Annotated in this window: 17 protein-coding genes and 1 pseudogene; 10 read left to right on the forward strand and 8 right to left on the reverse strand. The window is 59.3% G+C overall.

Translation table 11 applies throughout. From position 1 onward, the window contains the following. The first annotated feature begins 379 nt into the window (after positions 1 to 379). Both HV770_RS08925 and HV770_RS08930 read left to right on the forward strand, forming a co-directional pair. On the forward strand, positions 380 to 1,225 hold the full coding sequence (locus HV770_RS08925; protein WP_175159050.1) for a gallate dioxygenase: 846 nt from the start codon (positions 380 to 382) through the stop codon (positions 1,223 to 1,225). Continuing rightward, on the forward strand, positions 1,222 to 1,581 hold the full coding sequence (locus HV770_RS08930) for a protocatechuate 3,4-dioxygenase (protein ID WP_175159051.1): 360 nt from the start codon (positions 1,222 to 1,224) through the stop codon (positions 1,579 to 1,581). Before HV770_RS08925 ends, HV770_RS08930 begins: the two co-directional genes overlap by 4 nt. Before the next feature lie 133 nt (positions 1,582 to 1,714). On the opposite strand, the gene HV770_RS08935 is transcribed toward HV770_RS08930, so the two are convergent. Beyond that, complete coding sequence (locus HV770_RS08935) at positions 1,715 to 1,888, reverse strand: hypothetical protein (RefSeq protein WP_175159052.1); 174 nt, start codon at positions 1,886 to 1,888, stop codon at positions 1,715 to 1,717. 58 nt (positions 1,889 to 1,946) lie between these two features. On the opposite strand from HV770_RS08935, the gene HV770_RS08940 reads away from it, so the two are divergent. Continuing rightward, positions 1,947 to 2,498, forward strand: a complete 552-nt coding sequence (locus HV770_RS08940) for a carboxymuconolactone decarboxylase family protein (RefSeq protein WP_175159053.1) — start codon at positions 1,947 to 1,949, stop codon at positions 2,496 to 2,498. A 120-nt stretch (positions 2,499 to 2,618) separates the two neighbouring features. Then, on the forward strand, positions 2,619 to 3,464 hold the full coding sequence (locus HV770_RS08945) for a helix-turn-helix domain-containing protein (protein WP_175159054.1): 846 nt from the start codon (positions 2,619 to 2,621) through the stop codon (positions 3,462 to 3,464). Between the two features lie 41 nt (positions 3,465 to 3,505). Here HV770_RS08945 and HV770_RS08950 read toward each other — a convergent pair whose 3' ends face one another. Continuing rightward, positions 3,506 to 3,979: a hypothetical protein gene (locus tag HV770_RS08950; RefSeq protein WP_175159190.1), complete on the reverse strand. Its 474-nt coding sequence runs from the start codon at positions 3,977 to 3,979 to the stop codon at positions 3,506 to 3,508. A gap of 551 nt (positions 3,980 to 4,530) precedes the next feature. Here HV770_RS08950 and HV770_RS08955 point away from each other — a divergent pair. After that, a complete protein-coding gene (locus HV770_RS08955; RefSeq protein WP_175159055.1) occupies positions 4,531 to 5,478 on the forward strand; it encodes a phosphodiester glycosidase family protein in 948 nt (315 codons plus the stop codon). Positions 5,479 to 5,575: 97 nt separating this feature from the next. Here HV770_RS08955 and HV770_RS08960 read toward each other — a convergent pair whose 3' ends face one another. From HV770_RS08960 to HV770_RS38155, 3 genes are all read right to left on the reverse strand, one after another. Continuing rightward, positions 5,576 to 5,977 (reverse strand): SRPBCC family protein, encoded by a 402-nt coding sequence (locus HV770_RS08960; protein ID WP_175159056.1) that lies wholly within the window; start codon positions 5,975 to 5,977, stop codon positions 5,576 to 5,578. 113 nt (positions 5,978 to 6,090) lie between these two features. Continuing rightward, the gene (locus HV770_RS08965) at positions 6,091 to 6,522 is read right to left on the reverse strand and encodes a hypothetical protein (RefSeq protein ID WP_175159057.1); all 432 of its coding nucleotides are present in this window, start codon (positions 6,520 to 6,522) and stop codon (positions 6,091 to 6,093) included. Between the two features lie 13 nt (positions 6,523 to 6,535). Beyond that, positions 6,536 to 6,682: a hypothetical protein gene (locus HV770_RS38155; RefSeq protein WP_217468577.1), complete on the reverse strand. Its 147-nt coding sequence runs from the start codon at positions 6,680 to 6,682 to the stop codon at positions 6,536 to 6,538. 890 nt (positions 6,683 to 7,572) lie between these two features. On the opposite strand from HV770_RS38155, the gene HV770_RS08970 reads away from it, so the two are divergent. Then, the gene (locus HV770_RS08970) at positions 7,573 to 8,703 is read left to right on the forward strand and encodes a glycosyltransferase family 2 protein (RefSeq protein ID WP_246290763.1); all 1,131 of its coding nucleotides are present in this window, start codon (positions 7,573 to 7,575) and stop codon (positions 8,701 to 8,703) included. A 153-nt stretch (positions 8,704 to 8,856) separates the two neighbouring features. Here the strand turns inward: HV770_RS08970 and HV770_RS08975 are convergent, their stop codons facing one another. From HV770_RS08975 to HV770_RS38495, 3 genes and pseudogenes are all read right to left on the reverse strand, one after another. Next, complete coding sequence (locus HV770_RS08975; protein WP_175159058.1) at positions 8,857 to 9,588, reverse strand: transporter substrate-binding domain-containing protein; 732 nt, start codon at positions 9,586 to 9,588, stop codon at positions 8,857 to 8,859. Between the two features lie 75 nt (positions 9,589 to 9,663). Then, on the reverse strand, positions 9,664 to 10,575 hold the full coding sequence (locus HV770_RS38490) for an ATP-grasp fold amidoligase family protein (protein ID WP_425497386.1): 912 nt from the start codon (positions 10,573 to 10,575) through the stop codon (positions 9,664 to 9,666). A gap of 102 nt (positions 10,576 to 10,677) precedes the next feature. After that, positions 10,678 to 11,796: pseudogene (locus tag HV770_RS38495) on the reverse strand (glycosyltransferase); the annotation flags it as partial. A 378-nt stretch (positions 11,797 to 12,174) separates the two neighbouring features. Between HV770_RS38495 and HV770_RS08985 the strand changes: the two are divergent. From HV770_RS08985 to HV770_RS09000, 4 genes are all read left to right on the forward strand, one after another. Beyond that, positions 12,175 to 12,528, forward strand: coding sequence for a hypothetical protein (locus HV770_RS08985; RefSeq protein WP_175159060.1), 354 nt, complete (start codon positions 12,175 to 12,177; stop codon positions 12,526 to 12,528). 154 nt (positions 12,529 to 12,682) lie between these two features. Beyond that, complete coding sequence (locus HV770_RS08990) at positions 12,683 to 12,931, forward strand: class I SAM-dependent methyltransferase (protein WP_175159061.1); 249 nt, start codon at positions 12,683 to 12,685, stop codon at positions 12,929 to 12,931. A 389-nt stretch (positions 12,932 to 13,320) separates the two neighbouring features. After that, complete coding sequence (locus tag HV770_RS08995; protein ID WP_175159062.1) at positions 13,321 to 13,938, forward strand: dihydrofolate reductase family protein; 618 nt, start codon at positions 13,321 to 13,323, stop codon at positions 13,936 to 13,938. Positions 13,939 to 14,485: 547 nt separating this feature from the next. After that, positions 14,486 to 15,292 (forward strand): hypothetical protein, encoded by an 807-nt coding sequence (locus tag HV770_RS09000; RefSeq protein WP_175159063.1) that lies wholly within the window; start codon positions 14,486 to 14,488, stop codon positions 15,290 to 15,292. The last annotated feature ends 217 nt before the right edge of the window (positions 15,293 to 15,509 follow it).

The following is a 15,509-nucleotide window of genomic DNA, read 5'->3' on the forward strand; positions in this document are numbered from 1 at the left end:
TCGTCAGAAGCACGGAAGTATAGCTATGCGCTCCGCCCCACACCACGCCTGTAAAACGGCTTGCGACTTCTTTTCAGGGCCATCTATTCTGTTTATCGCGCGCGGACGGATGGGCGCGGAGGCGGGACCCTGAGAAAACGGCTTGGGATACCGATGAAGCCATGCGCCGCGTGACTTGCAGCGGCGCGCCGTCGTCCGTCGAGCACCGGCGGGCCGCGTTTTGCCCCATTACCCTATCGCTGAATGAGGTTTACCCGCACTTCCTGTCAGAGGGCACAATTCCTATCTTTGTATCCCAAGATGGTCGTGCTGGCTACTTCCCCGCTCGCGCGAACCTATCCGATTGGCAGGCGGTACGAAGCAACGGAAGTCAACAAATATGGCAAGGATCATTGGCGGTATCGGCACTTCGCACGTGCCCACTATCGGGTTGGCGTACGACAAGGGCAAGCAGAACGAGCCCGCGTGGGCGCCGCTCTTCAAGGGCTACGAGCCGGTGGCGAATTGGCTCGCGGATCGCAAGCCCGACGTAATGGTGATGTTCTACAACGATCACGCCAACAGCTTCTTCTTCGATTGCTACCCGACCTTCGCGCTGGGCGTGTCGGCGAATCACGAATTCGCGGACGAAGGCGCGGGCAAGCGTCCGCTGCCGGACATCGCGGGCCATCCTGATCTGGCGATCCACATCGCTGAGCAGATGGTCGCCGACGAGTTCGATCTGACGATCTTCCAGGACCGTCCGCTCGACCACGGCTGCAATTCGCCGCTCTCGCTGATGCTGCCGCATGACGGCGGCTGGCCGATGTCGCTCGTGCCGCTCGAAGTCAACGTGCTGCAGTATCCGCTGCCCACCGCGAACCGCTGCTACCGGCTCGGCCAGGCGCTGCGCCGCGCGATCGAATCGTTCGATCAGGATCTCGATGTCGTGGTGGTCGGCACGGGCGGGCTCTCGCACCAGGTGCACGGCGAGCGCAGCGGCTTTAACAACACCGAGTGGGACATGGAATTTCTCGACCTGATCGTCAAAGACCCCCAACGTCTCGCCGCGATGAAGCACGTCGATTATGTGCGCCTTGGCGGCGCGGAAAGCGTCGAAACGATCATGTGGCTCGCGATGCGTGGCGCGCTCGGGCCGAAAGTCCGCGAATTGCACCGCAACTACTATCTAGCGACCAGCACCGCGATGGCCGTGACGATCTATGAAGACGAGGTGGCGCAATGAACCCGCAACTGATCGGCGTCGAAGAACTGACCGGCACGTATCCGTTCGATATTCGCCAGAGCATCAAGGCGATGCGCTTGAACCGCTTCTTCTGGCAGATGCGCGAAGCGCCGGCCCGCACGCTGTGGCTGGAAAACCGCGGCGCCGCCTATGACGCGGCGAAACTCACGGCCGAAGAGCGCACGCTGGTCGACAACACCGACTGGATCGGCCTGATTCGTTACGGCGTGTGCTTCTTCGTGCTCGAAAAATTCGCACGCGTGGTGAAGATCACGAACCTCGGCATGTACGCGAGCATGCGAGGCGAAACACTCGAAGCGTTTCTGAAGACGCGCAAGGTGCCTGACGCGGTATAGGGCGCCGGATTCTGCCGGGGCGCACCGGCAGGCATTCACTTCTCGACATTAGAAGATCCCCGGATTCGACAGAAATCCGGACGGCGTTTGCCGACGCGCGCCAGAGGCCGAGTTCTCCTCATTGCGTGCGCGTTCATTCGCGCATTTGCCGCAACGCCCATTCCACGCGGTGGGCATCATCCATCGTTTCTGATGCGAGGTTCATGTAGTGAAGAAGCCGGGTTGCTCGATAGCCCGGCTTTTTTTGCACGGCCGTTTTCGCGTCGGCTATTACATCCGAGGTAATTGCCGCGCTGCTCAGCCGCATCTAATCTTCGGTGGTCGCGCGGTTCATTCCGGATCGCGCTCGTCATCGAGGACAGATCATGTCGACGTTCCAGATTCATACCATCGAATCCGCGCCGGAATCATCCAAACCGGTATTGCGTCTGCTTCAGCAGAACTTCGGTTTCATTCCCAACATCGCGGGGGCGATGGCCGGGTCGCCCGTTCTGATCGATGCCTTCTTGGGTCTGTTCCAGAAGGTTCATGCAGGCACGTTCAATGAAGCGCAAATCCAGACCTTGCTATTGACGAATGCTGTGACCAACGCCTGTTCATGGGCGGTAGCGTTTCACACCGCGCTGGCGCTGAACGAGGGACTTGCACCCGCCGATGTCGATGCGCTTCGTGCCGGTCGTGCGCCTGCGGATCGCCGGCATGCAGCGCTTTCCATGCTGACGAAGACCTCGATCGAGAAGCGGGGTCATCTCGACGAGCGAGACGTGAGCGCGTTTCTCGAAGCGGGTTTTCGCCACGATCAGGTGCTCGAAGTGCTGGCCGTCGCCGCGGCGTCGACGATCACGAATTACGTTGGCAACATCGCGCAGCCGCCGTTGGAGAAGCAGTTTCACGAGCACGTTTGGAAGCGCGCCTGAGTTTCTTTCATACGAAGTCCGATAAGCCGAAGCGAGTATGCTGACCGCTCGGTTCGGTGAGCCCGCGTGGCTCGCCGGTCGCCAGACTTTGCGTGCATCCAGACTTGCGGAAAGACAGCGATGAATCCTGCGAACCCAACAAAGAAAGCCCCACCGAACGACCTCGGCGCGTTGTTGCGTCGCTGGCGAGATATGCGCGGCATCAGTCAACTGGACCTGTCGTTCAATGCCGGGGTCTCGCAGCGTCATATCAGCTTTATCGAAAGCGGACGCAGCGTGCCGAGCCGTCAGATGTTGATGGATATCGCGCAGGCACTCGACATCCCCCTGCGCGAACGCAACACGCTACTGCTGGCTGCAGGCTACGCGCCGATGTACGCCGACCCCGCGTGGAACGCGCAGGAAATGCAGAGTGTCACGAAAGCGCTCGGAAGGATGTTGCGCCAGCACGAACCGTTTCCCGCGCTGGTCATGGACCGCTACTGGAATGTGCTGATGACCAACGAGTCCGCGCCGCGATTTTTCAATTGCTTCATCGATATGACGGCGCGCAAGGGACCGCGCAATATGCTGCATCTGATGTTCGATCCCGATGGATTGCGCCCGTTTGTCGCCGATTGGAAAAGTGTTGCGGATAGTTTAATTCAGCGCGTTTATCGGGAGGCGGTGGGGCGGGTGATTGACGAGCGCACGCGCGACCTGGTTGCGGCGTTGCGTGCGTATCCGGATGTGTCGGAGGGGGAGAGTGCCGATTCTCAGGCCGGTGCCGCTGCTGCGATGCCGGTGATACCGATTGGCTTCGTCAAGGACGGCCATGTGCTGAGGTATTTCTCGATGGTCGCGAGTGTCGGCACGCCGCAAACCGTTGTGGCGCAGGAACTGCGTATCGAATGCATGTTTCCCGCGGATGACAAAACTGAAGCGCGTCACCTGGAAATGCTCGACGCGCTGCCGCTGCGGGATTGAGGCGTTGTGTCGACTGGTTCCGGGCGGACGCTGCGGGTGAATTAATGCCGCACCGGCGCGCGGCGCCGTGTCGTGTCCGTTCTCACGATCGTTGCGCTTCTCGTCGAAACGCGTTTGCGTGGCGTCGGCTTTTCCGTTGTTGTCGGGCCTGGCGGGTCTTGCGTCGCGACGTTTGCCGAATCTGTCAGCAGACGGGCGGCCTGGTTAGCCGTGATGCGGCTGTGCGCGACGCCCTTTGCGTCGAGTGCGATCACCTGGAATAGCTCGCGGTCGCATGCAAGCTCCTGCTGGTATTGCTCACCGGTCTGGACCAGCAGTTCGAGCATCGTTCGCTGCCGATGACGTTCATCATTCGTGATCGCGGGACTTCTGCAAAGTGAGGCCGCGAGTGAGATGAGCGTGTCCAGGTTGTTCATCTGGCGGTCGCATAGCTCGAAGGCGGAGAGGGCGAGTTTTTCGTATTGGAGAGCGTCGACCGGCGGGCGGAGTGCGCGTTGTTTCGTGGGTTTGGTCATGATGCGTCTCCCTGAGATTTGTGAATCGCCCGACATTCGCCTGGTTACGTGGGTGAGCGGGCACGTGATGGGATTGGAAGACCGGGTCAGAAACATGCCGGCGAGCCTTGCGGCTCCCCCACCACAGCCCGCCCATTGTTAGATAGATAGACGTGCAGCAGTTGACGCACGATCCGCCTGGGCGGGTGCGCGGTTTCTAACGACAGGCTTCCAAACCTGACCGCCGGTTGTGTTCCGATGGCTTGGTGATTATATGTGAGGAAAAGAGAGCAATTTTTATGGGATAGGGATAGTTGATGGAGTTAAATCTGCAATTCAATCACGATAGTGAGAAGGAGTAGCAGGGAAATTGCGTAGTCGGTCATTTAGCCGTGGCGGCTATTGATATCAATCTAACTGCTGGTGGTTGAACGATTTTTTTCGAGAACGTGGGTGAATGCCGAAAGCTGAACGAAAAGAAGAAATCACGTGACGGTCATGTCCCGTCTATAAGGTCTGCGGCACGGTAAGAGGCGACAGCTTCGTCGCCGCCGTCAATGGAGACTAAAGACATGGCACGTGTTCTTTTCCCTGCATCGGCAACGCTCAAGGCGCTCGCCGCTGCGGCGATCATCGGCCTCGCTTCGGCGCGCGCGCAAGCCGACGTACCCGATCCCACCACGCAGATCACGCAAAGCGGCTACTCGCCGGTGTACGTCGGCGTCGATGCAGAAACCGCGACCGTGCCGTCGAATCCCGCGGCGGCGGGCGGCAAGCCCACCGTGAGCCGCGCGTACGTGATGCGCGTCGATCTGCGCGCGCCGGGCGTGAGCGTCGAGACCACCGGGCATAGCGGCCCGCTGATGACGACCTCGGAGACGATTTCCCAGTTTGCCGCGCGCACCGACGTGCGGCTCGCGATCAACGCGAACTTCTTCGCACCATGCTGCGCGACAACGTCCGAGCCAAAGACGATCATCGGCTTGCTGGTATCGCACGGTCAGATCGTGAGTCCGCTGACCAGCGATCCGACGCAAAGCGAAGCGGTGCTCGCGATTACGCGGCAAGGTCGCGCGTATATCGCCAATGCGCCGCAGATCTCGGCGCAGGATCTGAAACTGATCGATACGGCGGTCGCCGGCTCGGCGATTCTGCTGAAAAACGGTCAGGATGTCAGCGCCCAAAGCCCGAATGAAGGTGATCCGCTCAATCCGAATCCACGCACACTGGTCGGCCTGTCGCATCAGGGGCGGTTTCTCTACTTCGTCGTGATCGACGGGCGTCTCGCGGGTTATTCGACGGGCACGACCAACGCGCAATCGGCTCAACTCATGAAGGCGGTCGGCGCGGACGATGCGATCAATCTCGACGGCGGCGGCTCGACCGAACTGGTGCGCGCCGATCAGATCGGCGTGCCGTTCATCGTCGATACACCGAGCGGCGGTGCGGAACGGCTCGACGCGTCGGCGATCGGCGTGCATGCGTTAAAACTGCCGGAATTGCCTGGGTTGCCGTTTTAAAGCGGTTAATGTCTGCGGGAGTGCCGGTTGCTTTAAAAAAACCAGGCGCTCATACGTCTGGTTTTTGTCGGAATTCACGGCAGACCGAACTCCAGGATCACTCCGCCTCGAGCAGTTCCTTTAGCCTGTTCAGATCGCGCATGACCCATTGCGCGTCGGCGGCGAATTTTTCGTCGCTCATCCCCGGCACGCGGAACAGCGTGAGCATCACTTCGCTGCCCGTGCCGTTCGCGATCACGCGCATCGGCACGTAAATCTCGCTGCCGGTGGGCAACTCCACGTAGTGATCGAGCACGCCGTACGCGTTGGGTTCGGTGAAACGGATCGTCACCGGGCCGTTCTCGCCTTCGAATCGCCACACAGCGCCTTCATTGCCGAGCGGCTTGCCGAGACCGGACGCCCAGCGCGCGAACGCGGCGGGCGGCGCGGTGAAGTCGTACACGTCCTGCGGGCTGCGCTGGATCGATATGCTGATCATTTTCGATTCGGTCGTTTGCATCGCGCTGTCTCCGGGTTTGCCTCAAGCATTCGCAAGAGTGTCGTGTTGATGGATGATGCAGCCTTCACCTCCGGCGATTGATGCTGGCGAGTGTGTTCGGGGCGCAGGCGTCGTCAATGATAGATCGTCATGGACGACTGCAGCTTAGTCAGGACTCCGCGCTTGAGCCGGAACCAGCCTTGCGAGCTTTGCATCACGACTTCATCGCTTTGCCAAAACACGCGCTTAACCGTCATGCGCTTGCCCGAACGCTCGACGATCGGCGGATTGTGGCGGAAGTCGTACAGCACCGGGCCGGAATCGGTCTGCACGAGCGTGCGCGTGACGGTGTCGTTCGCATCGCTGCTGTCATCGAAATGCGTGAGCGTGTTTGCGCCGAAGCGATCGAAGATCCTGTTGTCGAGCATGCCGACAAAATCGCGGTCGGCGCGCACGAACTGCAGTGTGCCCGACGGCGTGGCGAGCGGTCCGGCGTCGCTGCTTTGCGCGTGAACGGAAGTCGCTAAAGAGGTGGCTGCGAGCGCAGCGATGAACAATCGTTTCATATCTTCCAGCGGGTTAAGTGGCGGGTCGATCGCGCCAGGCAAACCCGGTCTGTAGCGGCACCAGGAAGAACAGTGCAGAGCCGACCGAGACCATCAGGCGAGTGTGCATACCCGCCGCGTCGTTCAGGTCGGCAAACTCGCCCAGCGCCCTTTTTGCCAAACTTCATGCCTCCAGCCATTCATGGTCGTCTACCGAACTCGCTTTTGGCGTAATCAGCACGACTTTAACGGAAATGAAGGCGCGAGACGGCGACGCCGCTGCGTTTTCGTGCCGCGTATCGCGTGGCGACGGCTCGCAATAGTCTGCCTGCGCTACGTGGGCGTTGCCGTTCAAGCCCGCGCGGGCCTGTGCGATGGTCTGATAGTCCGTCACTGACCGGCCGCGGCCCACAACATATCCAGTGTCGATCATTGCATTTTGGCCCCGCGCACCCGGAGTAATGAATGAGTATGTGCGGTATGCGACGAACGCAGTGACGTATTGCCAATGAACCATGCGCTAAATAGTAGCCTCCGCAGCCTCAAATTGGTTCCTTCTGCACGGGTTATGTGCAGGTGAAATTTTTTTGAAGGTGATTCGAAAATATTTTATTTCCAAAAATTTCTTAGGAGCTGTATTCGCTGACATATAGCGTATTCTGTTGCCGTCGTGGGCAAGCGCATGACTGGTGCCTGGGGCTGTGTGTCATTCCTGCCGGCGTCGTGCCTCAGCGCAAATCCTGTGCGCGTCGGGAACAATAAGTGCAGAGGTTTCTCAGCTGTTCTGGAAAGCAAGTGAAGTGAAGGCGGGTTCGCGCGGATTACTGCGGGTCTGGTCATCGACAGCGGTCGGCGGGCTCCGTCAGGACGCGTCGGACCTCAACCGTCGTGAACATCCATTGCCTTTTAACGCGATCTAAAGCCAATAAAAAAGTACTCGGCCAGCGCCTCGAAAAACGCGTCGCTCGCCAAAGCCATAACGTTTTAGTTTTCGATAAGCCTCTTCGTTGCTGTACCGGAAGAGCGGGTGCAGGCGGCTGGCTCATAACCGTTGCAACGCGCTTCTAAAGCATGAGTTACAACGCCCGACCGTCGCCCAACGACGGCGCTTCATTACGCACGCACGCACCCGGTATGACGATCAACACGTACACGTCACGTTACGATGCCCCGCTTCTTACCATCGTTGTAGCGGCCTACAACGTCGAAGGCTACATTGAAGAGGCGCTCGCGTCGGTACTTAGGCAACCCTATGGGGATGCAATCCGGCTCGTCGTAGTCGACGATGGTTCCACCGACGACACCTGCGCTGCGGTGCAGGCTGCCATGAAGCGCGATGGGCGCAATCACGTGGAATTGATCCGGCAAGACAACGCGGGCGTGAGTGCTGCGCGCAACAGAGGCATGGCAGCGGTCACCACCCCGTACGTCGGATTCCTGGATGGCGATGATATTTATCTCGACGGATTCTCAGCTGCGGTTATTCCGCAGTTAGCCGATCTTGCGTGGGACATGGTCGAGTACAACGTGACTATTATTGACGACGATGGACGGCGACTGGAAGACATCGAGATCGTTCCGGCCGGTAGTGAGGGTGGTAAGCGCATGGACGACGCCGGGCGCAGACAGTTCGTCGATCTCTTCCACACATTCGTATGGGCGCGCGTGTTCCGCACATCGTTATTCGACATTGCGCCGTTCCCCGTGGCGAGGCATTACGAAGACATGGCGGTCATGCCGTCGATCTACATGCGAGCGCGTAGCGTGTTTCGCATTAGCTCGCCGCTGCTCGGCTATCGACGCCGCTTTGGCAGCATCACGCAACGGGCGTTGTTACGCGACATCAAAGATCTGCGCACGAACGGACTTGAAGCGCTCGCGCAATGTGGCCGCAGCGAGGCCGCCGACTTCTGGCTTCGCGTGTTCAATAATAATTTCGAGCGTGCGTGCCATGTGGGCGCCCGCGTAGATCGCGGCTCCTTTCGCGAAGCCTTGGAGATTCTCTTTGCGATGGCTGCCGATCGTCGCAAGGCCTGTTCTGATCAAGGGCGGGCGACTTCACGGTACGTCGCGGAGCTCGGCCGATTGCACCTTAAAGTCGGCATAGATAGATTGGTCCATTTGCTCAAACGTATCGTGAAGAAGGCGTTGCGGCGCAGGCTCGACCGCCAGGCTCGACCGCGCCGCCACTCGATCAATTAGAGTCTGACGGCTGGCGTGCCGCGTGGGGTCTGGCTGGCGTGAGTCACTGCTCGATCAGATCACGGCCCCGTCGTGTTAGTCACCGCTGCGGCGGGCATCTAATAGCCGTTGTTGTCCGGTCCAGCCGGCAACTGGCCGAAGACCGCCTCACGCTCAACGGGCGAGGGCAGGGTCGATCTCGTTGTGTGTCAGGCCGAATCTCGCCATGCGAGCACGGTGGTTTGACGAGCCCAGATATGACCGTAGCTGTTTGTTTACCGCATTGAGCAGATCGCCGCTTCTTCTATTGAACGAGAATGCGCCGAGAGGAAGGCTCTGCTGCCGCCCTCTCGTTCCCGTCTCGTGCTCCACCGCCTCAAGGACCGAGTCGCCGATGCGATTCGCCAGTATGCGATTTCCCAGGGCGGTGCTCGCGTACGCATCGATCGCCCCCGAGCGTACCGCCGCGATTGCCTCGCTCTGGTGCTCGAAGACGGATATTTGATCCTCGATGACGCCTGATTCTCTCGCCGCGTCGTGCTGTACCTGACCGGCAATGATGCCAAGGCGAGCATCGCGGCGTTCGGCAAGTGATGCGTAGCTTTTAAGCGCTTTCGGGTTCCCGGCCCGTACGAGGAAGCCGTCTCCGATCGCCCATACGGGCACGCTGAACGCCACCCGAGCCGCACGTTCGGGCGTCACGAACAGGGGAACGTTCATATCCCACCGGCCGGCCTCGACGCCCGGCAGCAGTTCACTGAACGTCGTCAGACGATGCTCGATCCGGGTGACACCGATCTCCCGAAGAACCGCTTCGGCCAGGTCAATGTCAGCACCGGTAGCAGTACGATTCGCGCTCGTCCAACCGAACGGTGGTTCGTCGATATAGGCAATCGTTACCTTCATCGCTGTATCTCAAGAAGGGAGGCGGCCTTCGAAATTTTCCGAGCCGATTGTCGATGATTCTACGTGCATGCACGCTCAGACGCCACGCGCGGCGCTTAGCAATTCTCCCCACTCGTAGTCGACGCGATCCGGGGTGAAAGGCAATACACCGGCGCCCGGCGTGAAGGTCAATTCGCCGAAGTAGAGTCGATTGTCAAAGGCATAAAGATCGACGCGGACGTATTCGAAATCGCTCGCCAGCGTCGCCGCTGCTTTCAGAAGCGCATTGAGGTTCGATGGTCGCGCTAACCCCTGATCGCTGCGCTTGTACGGCCCAATTGCGATTTCCATGCGGTTCCAACTGGCATCGTACACATCTCCGCGTGTGTTGCTACCAAACCGGTCGCTGATGACAAGGATATACATCACCGGTTTTCGGAGGTTTCCCGAGAAACAATGGATTTTGAAGTCGGCCGGAATGTTTCCGTCGCGATCGAGCAGCAGGGTCTCGAAGAAAATGCGTGGTTTGATCTCGCGGTAATGCCGCTCCCGATCTATCCAATAGAAATCTGTGGAAAGCCATTTTTCCTCAAGTTGCTTTAATTCTTCAAATGAAGTTGCGGATTTGTCTCTGACTATTTTGACGAAACTGCTGCCATGATTTGCCTTCATGACAAACTGATCCGGCAGGCTATCGTAGACTTCCCGGCAAAAATCGGCGGGTGCCGCAATCAATGGAACGACATGTTGGCTGCCCAGCTTCCTTTCCACGTACGCACGTGTGGCGAGTTTGTCGCTCAGTACCGCGTAGCGTGGATCGGGTCGCAGATTGCGCTGAAGTATCTGCTCATTGAACGTGATGGGCTTGCGCAGTCGAGGGAAGCGCCCAATGCACTTCTTGTGCAGCAAACGAAGGAACAGGGCATCGGGCAAAAGTGATTTCCCGGCTTCCTTGAATCTGCGGGTCAGGCTTTGCGGTTCGCATTGATGCGAACGCTCGCCGGGCAGAGCGTGATTGCCATTGCAAACGTCGGTCAGTTTCTCAAGAAGCCTGACTGCTTCAATGTGCGCGTTGAATCGCGCCTCGATCTTATGGCGCGCGTTCGCTGCTATTTCCGTCAAGTTGTACATGCCTGCAGAAATTTCATCGATGACCTTCGCCAAGCCGACCGAATCGCGCTCATTCACGAGAAAACCTGAGACACCGTGATCGATTAACTCAGGAATGCCGCCATGACGTGACGATACGGTTATTACGCCCGAGGCCATCGCTTCCATCAGCACTACCGGCACGCCTTCCATGTCGCCATCCGACGCAGTCACCGAGGGGAGCACAAAGATGTCGGCTTCACTCATCAACGTCCGCACTTTCTCGTGAGGCTGCCCGCCTAGAAAACGGACATGCGATTCGAGATTCAACTGGGCCACCAAAGCTCTCAGCGCATTTTCAAGTTGACCTGAGCCGACGATGGTCAGCTTCACCGCACACTTGATATATGCCATGGCCCGAATCGCATATTCGACACCTTTCTTTTCCGTCATTCTTCCAATGAGAAGAATACGCAACGTCGTCGGTGACGAGTCGCACCTCGAGAAAGGAAATTTGTCGATATCGACACCCATACGGCTGACATGGATCTTTGCGGAATCGCAACCCCACCCCCGAATGCGCTCTGCAAGGAACTGACTGACTGGCAGAAAGAGTTGGCCACATCGAAAGAGGCGAAGATACTCGCGACGATAGGAACGAACCAGCCTGTGGCTCGTCACGTCATGGCCGTGAAAGACAGTAACCAGGGCTCCAGAAATCAGTCCTGCGTCGCGCAAGTATTGCGCACGAACACCGACCATGCCGAAATGTGCGACTACCGCTTCGTACTTCAGGGCCGAGTTCATACTCGAGACGCGCGCAATATCGGCCGCCGCTGCCCATCGCCGCTGAAGCACCGCGCGCGCCGCGACTCGGCAGGCATGATGTGCGCGCTGATCGTAAAGTCCGCGCAACACGAGTTGTGCAACAGCTAGTATTTTCGCAGCGCGACTCGCGCCGCACTTCGGACTCTCGAAGGGCGGACATTCGCGGTCTATCACCCGGACAAGCGAGTCATCGCCCCGCGTGAGGCCCAGAATCGAGACATCGGCGCCAGCATCTCGTAGCGCCCGCGCTTGCTCTATGATGAACGTCTCGGAAAGCACAGGAAAGCGTTGCGCAATGATAAGTATCCGCATGAATCGGCCCTCGTTAAGCGTGCCGGGAACAATAACCACGTGCACCTCACGCGAAAAGCTCAACGCCTACCCTATTGCTATTGACCTTCGTGAGACGCAAAGCGCATGTGAGGCGCCTTATAACTCCCCGAGTCTTGCGCATCCGTTGTGAATGCTGACGATCCGTACATAACGAAGAAGACCGAACGCATCTCGCCGAACGTTTGTGAGCGAATCCCGATCGCGGTCTGAGGACCGACGCGTCAATGCGATGAGCCGAGTCCGTCGCTAACGAACACGTCGCACACAAATGTCCTCGCACCGGCGCAGACATCGCAAAAGACCACACGAACGCGTAGCGCCACCCTGGACGCGCCGCTGCCGACAGTTGCGCCGCTCATGAAGCGACCATTGACCCGCTTGACTCGCCAGGACAACATCGCAGTCGTTGTTGGCAAGGAAATTCGCCAGCAACGACTCGATCCTGTGAATATTCCGATGGCCCCGATTGCGCGCGAGTTTGACGCTGCCATAGCGGGCATTCTTCGCATGCAGCGCTTCAACGATCGGCCAGGTGCGGTTGCGGGAACCGTCGTCGACGAAAGTGATGCGGCCTTCGTTACTCACTTCGCCGGCGTCGGTCAATCGCTCCACAGGGCGCGAGAAGCCGCGTACCCGTCTCAGGATGGCCTGCTTCGTTGTGGCACGGTACGACCAGATTCAACGTCGTCATCGGCAAATCCCCATTTCTGAAGCTGCCTCGACCCGGAGTCAGGCGTTTAACGTATTTGGACATTAATACGCATTTCCGATCACATGCAAGCGCAAGGTCTTAGCGTGTCCGAAAATCACTAAAACAACGGGGAAAACGCCGAACCAGAATGCATCATCCTCGCCTGCAACATTTGTGCATCTCGCGAAGGGTCGGCGTTTTTTTGCCGAGTACAAGACTCGCGACATCACCGAGCAGACGGCTCGCCGTCATGCGTTGCCCGCGCCCATGCTCGATTTCGGAGCGGGCGTGGGGGCGTCGATCGCTTGGGTGAAGGGCAACTTGCCGAACGTGCAGCTCACGTGCGCGGATGTATCGGAGCGCTCCCTGGAAGTCGTGCAAAGCCGCCTCCTGGTGACGCATGACCGTCCGGCTCCACCATGATGGACGATAATCCACTGGCACGAAAGATCTTAGGTTTCGCCCCGGTGGTCCAGTCCAACGGTCGACGGATGACGATGCGGGGCATGCGGCCGGGCGGCTCTTCATGGCCGGCCGGGCGCAGCCTCACCCGATTGCCGCGGACAGCTTCGACATCAGGCGGCGAACGGCAGCATCCGGCCCGAGCCCCGAGGCCGACATAGCACAGGTAGTCAGCTCAGGCGACGGCTGCCAATTCATTCAAGCGCAGACTGTTTCGCGGCACGGCCTGATTCAGGGCTAGGCCTCGCGCGGTCATGACGTGCAGCGTGGTGGTGCGATGGTTGTCGATTTCGATGCGAGTCGATCGTCGTATCTTCAAACCGATCGGATCCGTAGACACGGAGAACTTTATGCGCAAGCTCATTGTTTTCACTTTCATTAGCCTCGATGGCGTCGTTCAAGCTCCAGGCGGGCCCCAAGAAGATACCAGCGGCGAATTCCGCTTTGGCGGCTGGACGGTTCCCTACGCCGACGAAGCCGTCGGCCAAAACCTGCAGGACGTGCTCTCGGAACCGTTCGAGTTACTGCTAGGGCGTTGCACCTACGACATATTCGCGGGGTATTGGCCGCACGTGCCGGCCGACTCAGGCAGCCGCGCGATTGCCGACGTGTTCAACCGCGTACCCAAGCACGTGGCCACGCATCGACCCGGTCCCCTCGACTGGCAGAACAGTCGCGCGCTGCAGGGCGACCTTGCCGACGCCATACGCACGCTAGAACCGCAAGACGGCGCCAATCTGTTGACGTTCGGCAGCGGCGCGATGGTGCGCCAACTGCTCGCCGCCGGTCTGGTGGACGAGCTTCGGCTTCTGATTTACCCCGTCATGCTTGGACGCGGCAAGCGCTTGTTCGGCGACGACGCACTGGCCTGCGCTTTCACGCTGGCTCACTCGGTCAGCACGCCCGGCGGTGTGCTGATTACCCGCTACCTGCGCGACGGCGAAGTGCGCACAGGATCGTTCGAGTAGGGCGGCTATCTCAGCAGGGAGCCGGCAATTCGGGATGCTCTTCCGGGCACGACGAATTGACGCCTCACGCATCCTTTCAGCCGAACCCATTTCGCGGTTCGGCTGAGTGTCTGTGTTCGTGCGAAGAGGCGAATCCATGAGACGATTCGCATCCGTCTTTGCCAGCAATTCGAAGTCGTTAGTCGATCGCTTTCCGAATTGCCATTAACGGCGGACTGGGTCCCCAGCTCAAAATGCAAATGCAAATGCAAATGGCATATAACAATCGATGGCACTGACAGCGGTCCGAGAGCGCACCCAAAATGTGTGTCTGTGCACCTGATAGACAACATCAGCAATCACGATCACCTCGCCCCAATCCATACGCCAGGCGCGCCGCAATTCATCCAATGCGCAACACCCCTCACACTCCCATAAAAAAAAATCCTCACCGTCACCGAATGTGCTAGAAATAACAACTGCACGGGGGCACCGGCAAACAGCCGTACGGGGCAAGCGAGCAAGCGATCTTGGGCTTTCAAAATTCTTAATCGCCGCGAGGTGGATCATGAGAATAAAAACGCTTTTAGGGTTCGGGGTGACGACGGTTGCCTCGGCGCTAACGCTACAGTCCGCCCCTGCGTGGGCCGACGGTCCCGAAGCCGCCTATGCGGCCGACGAGGAAGCGCCGGCTGCTTCGCTCAGTCCGGATGAATATCAGGTCAACGCGGACGGCATGAAAGAGGACCCGAAAGCGAAGATGTCGGATGTGGCTCGTGCTTATCGCAACGGCTATATCAATCGTGGCAAGGAGGATCAGGCGGGTTATAACGCGATGATCGAATCGCACAACCACGGCCAGCGCAAGCCCACCAACACGCAGGTGGCCCGAGTGGACGTACCGCCCTTGCCGGCCGGCCTTCCCGAAGACGACAACTCGAAGTACACCACCATCCCGCCGCAGCCTCGCCAGTATGCGCAGCGCCAGGTCTCGCAACCGCGCCAGGTGCCACAGCCGCCGCAGCAGCAACAGCCGCAGCCTCAGTACCGGCAGGCCTATCAGGAGCCGCAGTACGCACCGGCTATGCCGATGCAGTACCAGCCGGCGCCCGAGTATGCACAGGCGCAAATGCAGCCGGTCTACGCCGACAGCCAGCCTGTGTATGTGCGCCAGGAGTATGCGCCGCCGCCTCCGGTCCAGTATGTCCAGGTCTACGCGCAGCAGCAGTATGAAGAGATGCCGGTGGTGGAAACCGTGATGCAGCCGGTCGCGCCGCCTGTCGCCTATCAGGTCTATCGGCCGCCGGTCTACTACAGCGCGCCGCGCATGTATGCGTATCGCGCGCCGATGGTCAGCTATCGGATGTGGCGCTGACGCGTTAGCCAGGCGGCGCTGAACGGCGATGCACGGTCGGCGGGGAAGGGGAACGTCCGGAAAGCAATCGATGGAGTTTGTGTAGGCTCGGCAGATTCACACCGAGCCCCCGAGTCTTTGCGCGCACGAGAAGTGCGATCGCGCAAGGCGCGCAACAGATGGCGCCTCAAACTGAAGTGTTGCCCGGCCGGCTCATGCAAACCAGACCGGTCATGTC

The sequence above is a fragment of the Paraburkholderia fynbosensis genome (assembly GCF_902859935.1).
Lineage (GTDB): Bacteria > Pseudomonadota > Gammaproteobacteria > Burkholderiales > Burkholderiaceae > Paraburkholderia > Paraburkholderia fynbosensis.